Annotated in this window: 14 protein-coding genes and 1 pseudogene; 11 read left to right on the top strand and 4 right to left on the bottom strand. The window is 55.7% G+C overall.

The features are described from left to right. Positions 1 to 575 precede the first annotated feature (575 nt). The 5 genes from Q1A20_RS24550 (at position 576) to Q1A20_RS24530 (ending at position 2876) form a co-directional block, all read left to right on the top strand. Positions 576 to 1016 carry a MarR family winged helix-turn-helix transcriptional regulator gene (locus Q1A20_RS24550; RefSeq protein ID WP_299410801.1) on the top strand — a complete coding sequence of 147 codons (441 nt, stop codon included), beginning with the start codon at positions 576 to 578 and terminating at the stop codon, positions 1014 to 1016. 135 nt (positions 1017 to 1151) lie between these two features. Beyond that, the gene (locus Q1A20_RS24545) at positions 1152 to 1472 is read left to right on the top strand and encodes an alpha/beta fold hydrolase (protein WP_299919311.1); all 321 of its coding nucleotides are present in this window, start codon (positions 1152 to 1154) and stop codon (positions 1470 to 1472) included. Further along, positions 1420 to 1914: an alpha/beta hydrolase gene (locus Q1A20_RS24540; protein WP_299919309.1), complete on the top strand. Its 495-nt coding sequence runs from the start codon at positions 1420 to 1422 to the stop codon at positions 1912 to 1914. The genes Q1A20_RS24545 and Q1A20_RS24540 overlap by 53 nt, the downstream gene beginning before the upstream one ends. 21 nt (positions 1915 to 1935) lie before the next feature. Then, positions 1936 to 2424 (top strand): RidA family protein, encoded by a 489-nt coding sequence (locus Q1A20_RS24535; protein ID WP_299410806.1) that lies wholly within the window; start codon positions 1936 to 1938, stop codon positions 2422 to 2424. 77 nt (positions 2425 to 2501) lie between these two features. Continuing rightward, on the top strand, positions 2502 to 2876 hold the full coding sequence (locus Q1A20_RS24530) for a rhodanese-like domain-containing protein (RefSeq protein WP_299410807.1): 375 nt from the start codon (positions 2502 to 2504) through the stop codon (positions 2874 to 2876). A gap of 337 nt (positions 2877 to 3213) precedes the next feature. Here the strand turns inward: Q1A20_RS24530 and Q1A20_RS24525 are convergent. Further along, positions 3214 to 3456: pseudogene (locus tag Q1A20_RS24525) on the bottom strand (Rrf2 family transcriptional regulator); the annotation flags it as partial. A 103-nt stretch (positions 3457 to 3559) separates the two neighbouring features. Here Q1A20_RS24525 and Q1A20_RS24520 point away from each other — a divergent pair. From Q1A20_RS24520 to Q1A20_RS24500, 5 genes are all read left to right on the top strand, one after another. After that, positions 3560 to 4645, top strand: a complete 1086-nt coding sequence (locus tag Q1A20_RS24520) for a GTP-binding protein (protein WP_299410809.1) — start codon at positions 3560 to 3562, stop codon at positions 4643 to 4645. Further along, positions 4642 to 5856, top strand: coding sequence for a GTP-binding protein (locus Q1A20_RS24515; RefSeq protein ID WP_299410810.1), 1215 nt, complete (start codon positions 4642 to 4644; stop codon positions 5854 to 5856). The genes Q1A20_RS24520 and Q1A20_RS24515 overlap by 4 nt, the downstream gene beginning before the upstream one ends. Beyond that, complete coding sequence (locus tag Q1A20_RS24510) at positions 5853 to 6512, top strand: DUF1826 domain-containing protein (RefSeq protein ID WP_299410812.1); 660 nt, start codon at positions 5853 to 5855, stop codon at positions 6510 to 6512. The genes Q1A20_RS24515 and Q1A20_RS24510 overlap by 4 nt, the downstream gene beginning before the upstream one ends. Before the next feature lie 15 nt (positions 6513 to 6527). Continuing rightward, positions 6528 to 7691 carry an S-(hydroxymethyl)glutathione dehydrogenase/class III alcohol dehydrogenase gene (locus Q1A20_RS24505; RefSeq protein ID WP_299410813.1) on the top strand — a complete coding sequence of 388 codons (1164 nt, stop codon included), beginning with the start codon at positions 6528 to 6530 and terminating at the stop codon, positions 7689 to 7691. Positions 7692 to 8069: 378 nt separating this feature from the next. Beyond that, positions 8070 to 8321, top strand: coding sequence for a ParB N-terminal domain-containing protein (locus Q1A20_RS24500; RefSeq protein WP_299410815.1), 252 nt, complete (start codon positions 8070 to 8072; stop codon positions 8319 to 8321). Positions 8322 to 8466: 145 nt separating this feature from the next. Here the strand turns inward: Q1A20_RS24500 and Q1A20_RS24495 are convergent, their stop codons facing one another. The 3 genes from Q1A20_RS24495 to Q1A20_RS24485 all read right to left on the bottom strand — a co-directional run bounded on the left by Q1A20_RS24495 (position 8467) and on the right by Q1A20_RS24485 (position 11275). After that, the gene (locus Q1A20_RS24495) at positions 8467 to 8673 is read right to left on the bottom strand and encodes a hypothetical protein (protein WP_299410817.1); all 207 of its coding nucleotides are present in this window, start codon (positions 8671 to 8673) and stop codon (positions 8467 to 8469) included. Positions 8674 to 8793: 120 nt separating this feature from the next. Next, entirely contained in the window at positions 8794 to 9390 is a 597-nt protein-coding gene (locus Q1A20_RS24490) for a hypothetical protein (RefSeq protein ID WP_299410818.1), read from the bottom strand. Between the two features lie 1096 nt (positions 9391 to 10486). Then, positions 10487 to 11275, bottom strand: a complete 789-nt coding sequence (locus Q1A20_RS24485) for an IclR family transcriptional regulator (protein WP_299410819.1) — start codon at positions 11273 to 11275, stop codon at positions 10487 to 10489. A 472-nt stretch (positions 11276 to 11747) separates the two neighbouring features. Here Q1A20_RS24485 and Q1A20_RS24480 point away from each other — a divergent pair, with 472 nt between their 5' ends. Continuing rightward, positions 11748 to 14477 (top strand): benzoate-CoA ligase family protein, encoded by a 2730-nt coding sequence (locus Q1A20_RS24480; protein ID WP_299410820.1) that lies wholly within the window; start codon positions 11748 to 11750, stop codon positions 14475 to 14477. Positions 14478 to 14509: the final 32 nt, after the last annotated feature.

The raw sequence follows: 14509 nt of genomic DNA, 5'->3' as shown, positions 1-14509 counted from the left end.
TGCTGCACGATGCGCGAAGGTCAGGTTTTGGGAAATGGGTAAATTGATATTAAGTATGGCCGGATGTCCGCAAAGGGGATGTGCCGGCTGCTTCACCCAGCAGGTTAGGCTCTGCCTATTTCGTCCTTGGATGTCTTCGGGGTAGCCCTCGACCCGCCCCCCGGCCAACGTAGCTGCGGACGGCTTACCAGTTGCCGCTGGAAGCATTATGGTGAACAGCAGCAGTGTCCCGCGCTGCCGTCATCCAGTAGAAACCAGATCAATGTCCCGCGTGGGCTATAGATCGACCCAAACATGACTTTTTTAACCGGCGTAATGGACCAGACTTGTCACGCCTTGCATCTTTTTTAATGTTTCTGCGGCCCTGCCACTTCGACCCTATTAACAGCTTGCGATGAGCTGAATAGTTTCTACGAAGTGGATCGCTTTCGTGGCAAATACCTTCATTAGGACCGCCATTTTTCGCCGGGCTTACCAGTTCTTGGATCAGTTCGCCGAACCACGAGCAATTCTTGCGGCTTGAGCTATTAGGACACTAACTGCTATGAAGCTATCTCTGTCAGAAAGGATCCACTGTGCCGGACGGTAACCATAGCCCAAGTCCCTTGTTGCGGGATCAACTTTGTTTCGCGCTGTATGCGACATCGCGGGCGTTCACAAAAGTTTATGCTGATCTGCTTAAGGACATCGGCATTACCTATCCTCAGTATCTCGTGCTCCTTGTTTTATGGGAACAGGGCCCGCTCACAGTGCAATCCGTTGCGCGCGAACTGGAAATCGAAAGCCCGACTGCGACCCCCTTGATCAAGAGAATGGAGGCCATGGGCTTAGTGAAGCGTACTCGGTGCATTGATGATGAACGACGTGTCCTTGTATCCCTGACCGACAAAGCCAACAGCTACCGCGATATCGCGGCACGCATCCCTGAGCGGCTTGGCTGCGCTGTCAAAGTGACCGACGCACAGGCCGGACAACTCCTGACCGAACTTACCAAGATCCGAGACGGGATCGGATGACAGGCCAGTAACAAAAGCGTTCAGATCCAAATCCAATGCTTAAAGATAGGGCACGAAATATTCGTTGACTCTTATCTTAATCATTTACATAGTACGCTAATGATTATCTAGCTAATAAACTGGGAGAACGTTGAGATGATAAAGACCGCTTTACTTAAGACCGTCGCGGTGACCGCGGCAGTTTTCGCAGGGACAACCGGCGTGGTCGCGCAAGACCTGACGGCAAGAACGGCAGTGCTGGTTCATGGTGCCTTTGCTGATGGCTCTGCTTGGGAGGGTGTTATCCCTTATCTAGAAGAAGCTGGCCTCGACGTCATCGCTGTCCAGAACCCCCTTGTGTCGCTGGACGGGGACGTTGCCTTCACGCAGCGCGCCATCAACCGCGCCGAAGGTCCGGTGGTGCTTGTCGGGCACTCCTGGGGGGGGGCAGGTCATCACCGAGGCTGGTGTCGATGACAAGGTAATATCGTTGGTTTACATCGCGGCCTATGCTCCTGATGCAGGCCAATCTCTTGGCGAGGCTGCAGATCTGGAAACGTTCCCCGCGCCGGGTATCGAAGCCCTTCAGCAAGACGGGGATGGGTTCTTCTATCTGCCGGACGATGCGATGGCGACGCTGTTTGCGCATGACGTTCAGGCTGCACAAGCCGAGGTCATGGCCGCAACGCAAGGACTGCTGAACAGTGCAGCACTTAGTGAACCAGTCGCAAATGCCGCCTGGCAGGAAAAACCGAGCTTCTATGTGATTGCGGGCGAAGACTACATGACTCCGACCGCTTTACAGCGCCAATTCGCCGAGAAAATCGGCGCAACAGCACGCGAGATCGATGCCAGCCATGCTGTTGCCGTGTCGCAGCCGGAATTCGTCGCAGAAATGATCATTGAAGCGGCGCGCTGATCCTCCCAGAAAGGCAGACCTATGAAACAGATTATCCTCGGCGCAGCGATTGGCCTCACGGGCATGACCGGAACCGCAACACTGGCGCAGGATGCGCGGACAGGCGTTTATCCCGCCGGAAATGTCCCCATTGCCCCCTATTCGCCAGGCATCCAAACCAGCAACGGATTCCTCTATGTTTCCGGCCAGATCCCTTATGTGGACGGAGAGATCCCCGCATACGCGAACGACGGTGAGAATGACATTCAGGATCAGACAATGATTGTGATGGAAAACCTCAAAGCCGTGCTCGAAGAAGCAGGCTATGATTTCAACGACGCCGTGCGCGCGACGGTCTATATGTCCGATATCTCGCTCTATGGTGGTTTCAACGAAGTCTACGGAACGTTCTGGGGCCAGGGCGAAACGCCGCCGTCCCGTGCGGCGATTGCCGTGCGGGAGCTGCCTGGCGGACGTCCCGATGCGCCGGTTCTTGTCGAAGTTTCGATGATTGCCTATCGATCCGAGTAACGAGTGCGGGCAGCTTCAGCCATGCCTGTGTTGACGCTGCCAGTTCGTATGGCCCGAAAATCAAAAAGGACACCTTCATGAAAACTGCTACCCAATTCCTCGATGATGCCAATGCAATCGTCGAACGCATCCCCTCTGACGTGGCCGTGAGACATCACGGAGAAGACGGCGTGTTTGTTGACGTGCGTGACAGCGCAGACATCGCTGCAAGCGGTACAATCCAAGGTGCGCTGCGCATCCCACGCGGTTTCATCGAATTTGCTGCCGACAGTGAGCTGCCCTACCACAATGAAGCCCTCAAGAAAGATGCGCGGATTTACCTGGTCTGTGGGCTGGGAGGACAAGCGGCTCTTGCCGGAAAAACGCTGAAAGACATGGGTTTTGAAACTGTCTTCAACGTGGGTGGCTTCAAAGACTGGAAAGAGGCTGGCGGTCCCGTAGAGCCGGGATGACCATTTAGACTTTAGACATTTATGCCGGCGCAGTTAATGTAATTGCGCGTTTCAGCCGGGGCTGTTTTGCGACTATTGCGCTCACAGCCTCAACAAACATCAGCTTCGTGAAAGCGGAGCTGACTAAGAATGAAAGTATGCTCATTTTATAGTAGTGGGCCAGTTAACCGCCATTCGCGCCACCGTTGCGAATAGCAGGTTCTGTGAAGCTGCATTGCAGCGTGGCCTGACTCGAAAATGGTGGGAAAGGGCCGCTCATGTCGCCAGCTGAAGCGAAGATTGAGAAGATGCCGCACCGCATCCGATGGGGGCTGAGAGCCCACTTTGTACGTTGCTTCGCTAGGTAGACATCTGCCAAAGAAATGCTGCTGGGACTTCTCGCCAAACGCCAACCTCCGGCATGGCCTGTCTCTGAGGTGAGCAATCCCGCGTCACGCAAAAGACACAAGACGCGCCGTACAACAACTGGGTTGGTTCCAGCGTGATCGGCGATGTCGACAGACGTTCGCACACGATCTGGTTCAACCGCCATGTGGCTCAATGTGTGCAATGCAAGTGACAGTCGGCTGTTGCGCTTCATTCTTCTTTTTCGGGTGACTTCTTGCCTAAATGTAACTTTAGATGTTGCGTTAATCTAGTAACTCCTTAAGTTACATTATCTGAATGCTCCAACGGATCTTTACATGCCAGACCAAAGGCTCCCTGTAACTCTTTTGACCGGATTCCTGGGTGCTGGGAAAACGACTCTGCTCAACGCGATCCTGTCCGATGACACTTCTGGGCGTATCGCTGTGATCGTGAACGAGTTTGGCGAGGCAGGGCTCGATCACGATCTGATTGAGGAGATCAGTGGAGAGATCGTGCTGATGCAATCAGGTTGTCTCTGCTGTTCTGTGCTGGACGATCTATCGAAAACCGTCAAGCGTCTGCTTACGAAGCGCGACGACGGCCTCATTCATTTTGAGCGGGTCGTGGTCGAGACCACCGGAGTGGCTGACCCCTGCCCAATCCTGCAGGCGTTTACACAAGACCCATTTTTGGTTCGAAGTACCTGTATTGACGGCGTTGTAACGGTCGTGGACGGCGTGAATGGACTGGCAACGCTGGATGCACAGTTTGAAGCGGTCTCGCAAGTTGCCATGGCGGATCTTCTCATTCTGAGCAAGAAAGATCTGATACCTGCACCACAAGTGATCGCCGTGACAGAGCGGCTGCGGAGCATAAACTCCACCGCGGATATCGTGATGTCGCGAGACAGCGGCTTTGACCCGAGCAAACTATGGGATCTGACTGGTTTGCGCGACACGGCCAGCCAAACGCAGGCACTTGGCTGGACGACACCCAAAGCTTTGGAGCCGCTAGGTAATTTGTCGGGGTTGGCACCAAAGCCGATCTCGGTGTTCGAAACGCGCGCGCATGACAGCGACATCACCTCCCTCTCGATCATCCTCGACAAAGCGATGGATGATGAAATGTTCGACAAATGGTTCGACACACTGATCCATTACAAAGGCAACGACATCCTGCGTGTGAAGGGCATTCTCTTTCTTGACGGGATCGAGACGCCGTTTGCATTTCACGGTGTTCAGAAGATCTTCGACGCGCCCGTGCCTCTGCAAAATTGGACCGGTACGGACCGCCGGACGCGCATTGTTCTCATCGGCCGCAACCTAGACCGCCCTGAAATCCAGCGAAGCCTTGAGATGCTCCGTGCTGCACAATCGCCCGAGGCAACATCACAATCCGAAAGAGAGGTACTGACCCAATGACCGATACCCGTCTTCCTGTCACAGTTCTGTCCGGTTTCCTTGGTGCAGGCAAAACCACACTGTTGAACCGTGTGCTCAATAATCGCGAGGGTAGGCGTGTTGCGGTGATCGTCAACGACATGTCCGAGGTGAACATTGATGCAGATTTGGTGCGTGCCGATACGGAACTGAGCCGGACAGATGAAACGCTGGTGGAGATGTCGAACGGGTGCATTTGCTGCACCTTGCGGGATGATTTGTTGGCTGAGGTACGCCGACTGGCAGCGGAAAGGCGGTTTGACTACCTGCTTATTGAGAGCACAGGGATTTCTGAACCCTTACCTGTCGCGGCGACCTTTGACTTCCGGGACGAGTTTGGCGACAGCCTGTCCGATGTGTCTCGCCTCGACACGATGGTGACCGTTGTCGACGCTGTGAACCTCCTGCAAGATTTCTCAAGTCATGATTTCCTCCGTGATCGCGGTGAAGTGATGGGCGAGGAAGATGAACGGACGCTGGTTCATCTGTTGACGGATCAGATGGAATTTGCCGACGTTGTCATCCTGAACAAAGTCGCGGACGCGACCCCAGAGCAGGTGGATGCCGCTCGCAAGATCATCCGCAGCCTAAACGCCGACGCAGAGATCATCGAAACCAATCACTCGGAAGTCGCCGCCGAAAAGATTCTGGATACGGGGCTTTTTGACTTCGACAAAGCGCATGAGCATCCAATGTGGGCCAAAGAGCTTTACGGCTTTGCTGATCATGTGCCGGAAACCGAGGAATATGGCGTCACATCCTACGTCTACCGCGCGCGCCAGCCCTTCATCCCCGAGAAAATCCTCGCCGTTTTAAACGGCGACATGCCGGGTGTTATCCGCGCAAAAGGTCACTTCTGGATCGCGACCCGGCCCGAATGGGTTGCCGAGTTCTCCCTCGCGGGCGCGCTGTCAAGCGTCAAGCCGATTGGGACGTGGTGGGCGTCGGTTCCGAAAGAACGCTGGCCAGACCACGCCTCGGCTCAAGACTATATGAAGCAAAACTGGTGCGAGCCCTGGGGTGACCGGCGTCAAGAATTGGTGTTCATCGGCTCAGACATCGACTGGGCGGCACTGAAAGCCAAACTTGATGACTGTCTTTTGCCCCTTGCTGCAGCGGCCGGGCCGGGTGCCTTGCCCGTCGACTTGCCCGACCCCTTCCCAGGCTGGCGTCGCGTGGAGGATGCAGCATGAATTTCACCACAGAGGTTGTCAGAGATGCCGCAATTGGCGTGGGTATCGCGGATGATCCTACCTCCTTGAACGCGTTCCTAAAACCCGGGTGTGCCGCAGCGATCTGGCGTCGGCAAACGCCGCAGGATGTTCAAACGTGGCTGGATGGCCTTGAACCTGATCGGCTGCCGCAAGGGCGGGTTATCCTGCCGAAAGAGGCTGTGGTCAGCACAGTTGCTCGACTTTGCGACATCGCGAACCTTCCGCAAGGCCTCGAACGCGATTGGTTCGAGACTGACATCGGCACGCTGGCTGCCCTGTTTGCGGATTTGATGTCGGCGCGCTATCTGCGACTGCGGCTTGATGTGGTAGCCCACAATGCCTGCCGGAAGTTTCACATCGACGCGATCACTGCCCGACTGGTCTGCACCTATCGTGGCACCGGCACACAGTACGGCATCTCAACCGATGGGCAGGACCCAGCGCAGGTCCTCACGGTTCCAACCGGCGCACCGATCTTGTTGCGCGGAACGCTGTGGCCAACGCAACCAGCTTCCGGCCTGCTGCATCGCTCGCCCCCCATCGAAGGTACTGGCGAGACGCGGCTGGTCTTGGTGCTCGACCCCGTTACCGATCCGGATGAAGAACCCGATCATATGCGCCATCCAATCCACTAAGAGGGAGGATCTGACATGAAAACACGCGCTGCTATCGCCTGGGCGCCGAACCAGCCACTTGAGATCGAAGAGATTGATCTGGAAGGTCCGAAAGAAGGTGAAGTCTTGGTTCGCATCGTTACCACCAGCCTTTGCCACACGGACGTGTTCACCCTGTCCGGCGAGGATCCCGAGGGGCTCTTCCCTTGTATTCTCGGGCATGAAGGTTGCGGCGTCGTTGAGGAAATCGGCCACGGCGTGACTTCGGTCAAACCCGGTGATCATGTGATACCGCTCTACATCCCCGAAGATCCGAATTGCCCCTATATTAAGTCCGGCAAGACAAACCTCTGCCAAACCATTCGCCAGACCCAAGGTGCAGGGGTGATGCCCGATGGCACGTCGCGGTTCTCCTACAAGGGCAAGCAGATCCTCCACTACATGGGCACAAGCACTTTCAGCGAGTATACTGTTTTGCCCGAAATCTCCGTGGCGAAGATCTCCAAAGAAGCACCCCTTTCCAAAGCCTCGGTTATGGGTTGCGCGGTACCAACAGGAATGGGGGCGGTGCGCAACACTGCTAAGGTCGAGAAAGGCGCAACTGTCGCTGTATTTGGCCTTGGTGCGGTGGGTATGGCCGTCATCCAAGGTGCGGTGATGAGTGGCGCGTCGAAGATTATTGGCATTGATATTAACCCCTCGAAATTCCTGTTGGCGAAGTCGCTTGGCGCGACCGAATGCATCAATCCCAAGGACTATGATGCTCCGATCCAGGATGTGTTGGTTGAAATGACGGATGGTGGCCTGGACTATACATTCGAAGCGGTGGGCAATGTGGGTTTGATGCGTGCGGCGCTGGAATCCTGCCACAAGGGCTGGGGCGAATGTACAGTGATCGGCGTGGCCGGTGCCGGACAAGAGATCTCAACCCGCCCGTTCCAACTGGTCACAGGCCGGGTCTGGCGCGGCACGGCTTTTGGCGGTGTAAAAGGGCGCAGCGAGCTGCCCGGCATGGTGGATGAATGGATGAACGGTGAATTCAGCGTTGATCCTTACATCACACACCACATGAACCACGGCCAGATCAACACAGCCTTCGACCTACTCAAAGCAGGCGAGTCAATCCGATCGGTGATCCATTTCCGCCCAGATGAAACCATGACAGTCAATTCACTCCCCGGAGAAATAGTGCCTGAATAGTTTGCAAAGGCCACTTTGCCAGCGCAGTTCAAACGGTAGATCTGTGGAAGAAACCCGACCTTCCGGATAGTGTCCACTAGGTCGGGTTTGTCCCGCGCTTCCGACCTCCAGGTGCTGATAGGCGCTGATGAACTTCGCTTCTGCAGCGAATGTCTGAAATGTAGGCTGCGGCGGCAGCATGCTAGCTGAGCGCCAATGCCGGGTATGGGCCGTTCATCAACGGTGGCTTCGATTTGACCAATAGCTCGGTACTTTATGAACTCATGGCCAATATAGATTTGCTGTTAGCTTATGGCTCCATAAGACAGACTTAGAAATTTGTGGACTTCGCGGTGCAAGTCCTTGCTCAAGTGCCGCAGTTTGGTGCAAGTTGATTTTATGCCTGTAAAAGAAAAATTCACTATTGCCGACGTTCGCATTCCGCTCAAACGTAAGAAAACTCTGGACCCCGCCAAAGTCGAAGACAGCGCTTACGATATACTAGAAAACGGGCAAACCACGCCTATACGCCTGCGAACCGAAAAAGGCGGCGGTTACGTTCTAGTCGAGGGATATCACCGGCTAGAAGCCCTGCGCGCTATTGGTGAAAATGAAGTCGAAGGTTATCTTGTTCATGCTCAGTTGCACTGAAAGTAACCAATTGATACGCCGAGCACGAAAGTCCGTTCTGAGTAAGCTGTACCGCGGCGTAACTTAAGTGATGAACGGCGGCTAGGGGCCGGTTCCAAGTTGCGCACATCCGCATAGACGGGTTGAAGCTTTCCGGCACTGGATATTACTCGAAACTGTACTCGCGGATACCGCCGTGAAGTCCGTTATCATTAAGCGCTATACTTTCAAATGGTGGTGCAACAATGAGTTCGAGCCAACCAAGATCCATGGAAGCGATGAACGGAGCAAAGGCGACCACGCGATTTTGGATCGCTGCCAAGGGTGCCGAAAAGATGGAAGCAGTACCTTCATCCTTGTTTCGTTGGTCCATGTCTGAGCGAACTGCTCTACTGGACCTAGCGCAAGTGAAAAGGAGCTAAGGTAGTGGATTTCGCGCCGGATTTGCGCGTCGACCGGAGGCATATAAACACCGCGGCGCACATAGAGCCCGTCAAGAAAGCCAAGGCGCTTCTGCGCCTAGAAAGTCGATGTAGTCTGGGATTAGGGCATCGATCAGCCCGTTATTGGCCTCGAATACAGCGGCCATTTCTTTAGGAGTGAATAGGGGTTGAATGCAGTCGTTGATGGTTTCCTCGACGAAACACCCCGCGGTGTCGGGACAACAAAGTAGATCGAAGTCGCGGATCGACGCCTTGATGGCGAGCATCTCCGATGAAGCTTGACGTCGCGCCGTTCCATCGACCCACAAATTCGAAAACCTCGTCACGAATGCATCGAGTTTTTCATTCGGAACGCCTCTGCCCAAAACATAGTCCCCGAACGCGGCAGCCCACTCTTTGTGCTTTGATCTGAAAAAGTCGTGACCCCTTGCGACGATCTCTTGGACGTCCATCGCTTTTGTCCCAGAAGCGTATTCGCTTCGGATGACCGATCCCGTGTAGATGCCACCATTCATGAACCGATCCCGTATGAGTGGATCATTTAGATTGCGTGGAAGGGTGGCATGACGGAGGCTCTCACTTGGCTCCCAGCTCTGCAAAAAGACATCATAGTCGTCTTCGTCTCCAGACAAAATCACCTCCTTCATCCAACTAGTCTTTGTTTCCGAACAAGAGATGACATGCCGTCCACTTGAGGCAGGGCAGGGTGCCGGAGTATGCCGGTGACCTATGTGCGGTGAACTGGGCTCGTCTATGTTCGGCGGTTCAGCAGACCCGGGATGAGATCGTGGCCATGACTCTCCCGAATGCGATGCATCTTCCCGTTCAATGCATGTCTAACGACGACTTCCAAGTTTGTGCGAACTGTGCGAGACAGACCCTTGGACTGATCTTGCGCCACTGGCGATTTGCCTGGTCGCTGACATGCGAAGCCTGCGGCCGATCCCTTGTGGCGCGGCATCCGGCCGATCGCATATCAAACCGGCTACACCTCCGCGCTGCTCGCGGCGCGGCAACTCTAAAAACCGCGGTCCAAGCTAACGATCTTCGGTGCATGCGACGGATCGCCCTTACTCTGTACGTTTTGAAGTTGCTCGGTGGCATACACGGGGCAACTCACGTCGCAGAGCGAGTTAGAGAGGTTCATATCGCTTGCGACTGTGGATGTCGGCACTACTCGTCCACTGTTGGGCGCTGCCATCTTGCTGTGCGGAAACGACAGGGCATTCTGGGAGATCCGCCGCACCTTTCCTCAGCACCGTCGGCTGATCGAGAAGGTGCGCAAGCTGTCGCAAGACCCCGAGAGGTGTCTTCCGCGCCAACAGAAAGCAGAGCCTACGCCAAAGCAAGAAACGCAAAAAGCGAACCGACCATTCGTGTCCGATGGTGCCTTGCGGGCAGCCCGCCACGCTATCTCTGAGCTTGGTCCCGATGCAGACCGTCAAGCGCTTTTGGCGCGAGCCGATGCAATATGGAAGTGCCAGAGCTGCGTCAGGCAATGACGCAGAGCCCTGTGGATATATTGCAATTAAGGGTACAAAAACCGCCAAAAACTTATCCAATCCGTAGAATCTGATTAATTAGGGTACAGTGACCTTTGCGGAGCAACTTGCGAAGTATCGCTTTGAGTGCGGTGATGACGGTAATGCAACCGTCCTCGTTGCGGTGATCAGCGCAAGTGGTTTTGGAAGCTAAGCCTGCCGAACGTGCGGTCATCAGGCCAGGGTCTTTTGCCAAGTAGAATCAGGTGGATACAGAGTGATGTTTGCAAAACTCGATGAGGTTGTGAATGGTCTTTGATCCATCAATAAGATGGCTCGGGTCGGTTCCGATCAGTGTGATTGCCGCCTGCGCTTCGTCCTGCCAATCAAGAATGGGCGCGGAGAGTGCAACCAGACCAGGGATGAAACTGCCGTCAACAGATGCAAAGCCGCGCGCCTTAATGCCTTTGACCAAATCATCTATGCCCGCCTGAGTTGGCGCGAAGTCCTTGGCCAACCCTGGATTTCGTCGGGCACGACCCAGCTCTTTGCCTAAGGCGATTCTTGTCGGCTTTTTGGGTCCCCACGCTAGAAACACGCGACCCGCCGAGGACGTGAGAAGCGGCAAGGTGGTCCCGAGGCCCATGGAGGTCACCACCGGCGCGGCCGCACGTTCCCACCGCACGACTGTTGCACCTTCATTACCATAGACCGAAAGCAGCACAGTGAGCCCTGTTTCGTCTCGCAAATCGGCGAGATCGGCAGAAGGACGGTTCACAAAATCATGCCGCCCGATTGCGGAAAGCCCCAGGATTAAAGCCTCTGGTCCAAGGTCGTATTTTCCCGATTTGCCTGCCTGTTCCACCAAACCTGCGTGCTGGAACGACGACAAATAACGGTGCACTTTGCTCAGTGGCATATCGCAGACGCGGGCCAGATCGGAGAGTGTGGTGGACTCGCTCTGATCCGCCAGCACTTTCAGAACGCGCAGGGCGGCATCGAGCGACTGGATGCCACCGCTTTGTCCTGACGCTTCACCGGGTTTCTTCATGAGCATCCATGACTGATCGTACAAGCTTGCATTTCAGCTGTTCTCATACGCTGATCTGTATGGACAAACAACGCGCGTCTCTGGCTGTCGGTAAATCAAACCGTGTCACATATGGTGCCAGCATAGGTCAAACCCAACGACCACGTGTTCGGAGGCCTGCAAATGAGGGCACAAACATCACCATCGCGCATGAGCCGAGCTAATTATGCGCCCGCTTCGACCGGAAAATCGCTTTGGCATCCTCTGCACGACATATTTCGGGATGCCCCAGTTTCGTCGAAGTCACCTATGGAACGGCTTGTCCATCCAGCTGCCAGCACGCGGACAAAACACTGCCCCTGCCAGATCGCAGCCCTGAAAATTCTAAGCTCACTTGTTTGATCAATATTCCTTTCTGTAAAATTAATTGCATATTGTGGAATAATTAAATAGAAGCTGCAAGGGCGAAAGTCGACTGGCAAGGAATAGACAGATGCTGTGCACCAAAACCTTTGTCATCATCGGCGGTGGGCCTGCCGGTCTCTACACAGCGATCCTCTTGCGCCGAATGATGCCGCACGTTCAGGTGAAACTGTTCGAGCAAAACCCACAGGGCGCGACCTTTGGCTTCGGCGTTGTTTTTTCAGATCAGGCGCTGTCCTTTCTGCAAGGCGCGGATCGGGAAATCTACGACTTGATCACGCCGCAGATGGAGCGCTGGCGGAACATGACGCTGCAATTGCCTACTGATCTTGTGGTGCTGGATGGCGTCGGGTTCAGCGCCATCGGACGGCTGGAATTGATCGAAATTCTGCGTAAGCGTGCCGACAGTCTCGGGGTGGAGATGCACTTCTCCCATCTGGTGCCGTCGCTTGAGGATATTAACGCCGATCTGATTGTCGGTGCCGATGGCCTGAACTCCATGGTGCGCGGGCAGAATGAGGCCGTCTTTGCGCCGGAGTGGGGCACCTTCGGGAATCATTTCGCGTGGTTTGGCGCAAACAGATCATTCGAGACGCTGACGCAGACTTTTATCGAGACTGACAAGGGGGCGTTGAACGCGCACCACTACCGGTTCGACCCGGAGCGAAGCACCTTCATCGTCGAATGTGATGATGCGACGTTTTGCAAACACGGTTTTGGAGACATGGCAGAGGCGGACAGCGCGGCCCTGTGCCAAACTCTTTTCGCCGATGTTTTGGAAGGCGCACAGCTCATTACCAACAAGTCGACCTGGCGGCAGTTTCCGAAACTGTGGTGCAACAACTGGGTGTCGGGGCGGCACGTCATTCTTGGGGATGCCGCACATACCGCGCATTTCTCCATTGGATCGGGAACGCGCCTCGCGCTGGAGGACAGCCTCGCATTGGTCACCGCGCTGGCGGGGCACGATAACATTGATACCGCATTGGAGAGCTTTCAGGCGGCGCGTTTACCGGTCGCGCGCAAGATCGTGGATGCCGCGAATACCTCTGCGACATGGTATGACAGTTTTGCGGAGAAGATGGCGCTCGAACCGCTCGATTTTGCCTATGACTACATCACGCGGTCGGGGCGTGTGGATGGGGCGCGGCTGCGGCGGATCGCGCCGGAATTCGCCGCTCGGTATGAAGCATCGAAGGCGGAGGAACCAAACGGGCTGATCGACCCTGTGGCAAAGGACGTCGCGGGCGCACAGGAGATCGGGTTCAACAAAGACGCCTTTCCCAACTGCTCGGCAATCCTGTGGGACAACCTGAACAGAAATCCCGAAAAGACGGCTGTGATCGGACCGAATGGCGCGTTGAGCTATGCTGATCTGACCTCGCTGGCGGGACGCTGGGGGAATGCCTTTGTCGCCGCAGGCCTGACGCGTGGGCAGCGCATTGCGTTCTTCCTCGATGACACGCCGATCTTTGTTGCGGCATTCTTCGGGGCAGTGCGCGCGGGGTTTGTGCCGGTGCTGCTGAACACACAGACGACGCCGGAGACGCTGAACTATCTCCTCAAGGATACCGGCGCGCGCGTCGCCGTTTGCGAAGCTGCCCTGGCTGACAGGTTCGATAAGTCGGTTACCAAAGGTGCCGCGATAGAAACGATTGTGCTGGCAAATGGTGGGCGGGAACAGGCAGGCACCAAATCTGCAGAATCCTTCCTGCGTGGGCAGCCGCCGCAGCTCGAATGCGCGGATACCGGACCCGATGATATGGCGTTCTGGATGTATTCGTCAGGGTCAACCGGGCGACCGAAAGGGATCGTGCACCTGCACCATGATATGGCCTATACGGAGGCGTCCTTTGGGCAGAACATCCTAAAGCTCGATGCCGATGACATCTGCTTTTCGGTGCCAAAGCTGTTCTTTGCCTATGGGTTCGGCAATTCCGTAACCTTCCCCTTTTCCGTCGGTGCCACGACCTTGCTGATGCCGGGACAGCCGCGCCCGGACGCGGTGCTGGAGATGATCGAGACATACCGGCCGACTGTTCTGTTCGGCCTGCCGACGCTTTTCACGGCGGTGGCGCAGCATCCGAACGCGGGCAACACCGATCTATCGTCTTTGCGGCAAAGCATGTCGGCGGCCGAGATCCTGTCCGAAGAGGTCTATACCAAATGGGTCGAATTGGTGGGGCATGGGCCGACCGAGGGCCTCGGCTCGACCGAGATGCTGCATATCTATCTGTGCAATACGATTGACGACCATCGCATCGGCGCCGCGGGCGCGCGTGTGCCTGGGTACGAGATACGCCTTGTTGCCGCGGACGGGACAACGCCATCCGACGGAGAAGAAGGCGTGATGTACGTGCGCGGGCAGTCCTCGGCACCGCTGTACTGGAACCGCCCCGATAAAACCGCCGAGACCATGCAGGCCGACTGGATTTGCACCGGCGACCGTTTTGTCGAGCGCGACGGGTACTATTATTTTCAGGGCCGTTCCGATGAGATGATCAAAGTGTCCGGGCAATGGGTCTGGCCACTGGAAGTGGAGAGGTGTCTGAACGAACACCCCGACGTCCACGCCTGCGCTGTGCTGGCTCACCAGCTGGAGGATCGCCGCATGAGCCTGCGCGCGGTGGTGCAGATGCGCGATGGCCTGCCTGGGGATGATGCCCAAAGTGAGGCGCTACGCAGCTTTGTGAAATCGCGCCTGCAGCCCTACAAATATCCCCGGATCGTGGAATACCGCGCAGAATTGCCGGTGACCGGGACAGGCAAGATAGACCGTCAGGCACTGATGCAAGGCTGATCTGGCACGTTCAAGAATTACAAAAAGCTTTC

It is taken from the genome of uncultured Roseobacter sp., assembly GCF_947501835.1.
In the GTDB taxonomy this organism is placed as follows: Bacteria; Pseudomonadota; Alphaproteobacteria; order Rhodobacterales; family Rhodobacteraceae; genus Roseobacter.
The sequence above is the reverse complement of the archived record's forward strand: the minus strand, read 5'-3'. Positions and strand labels throughout refer to the sequence as shown.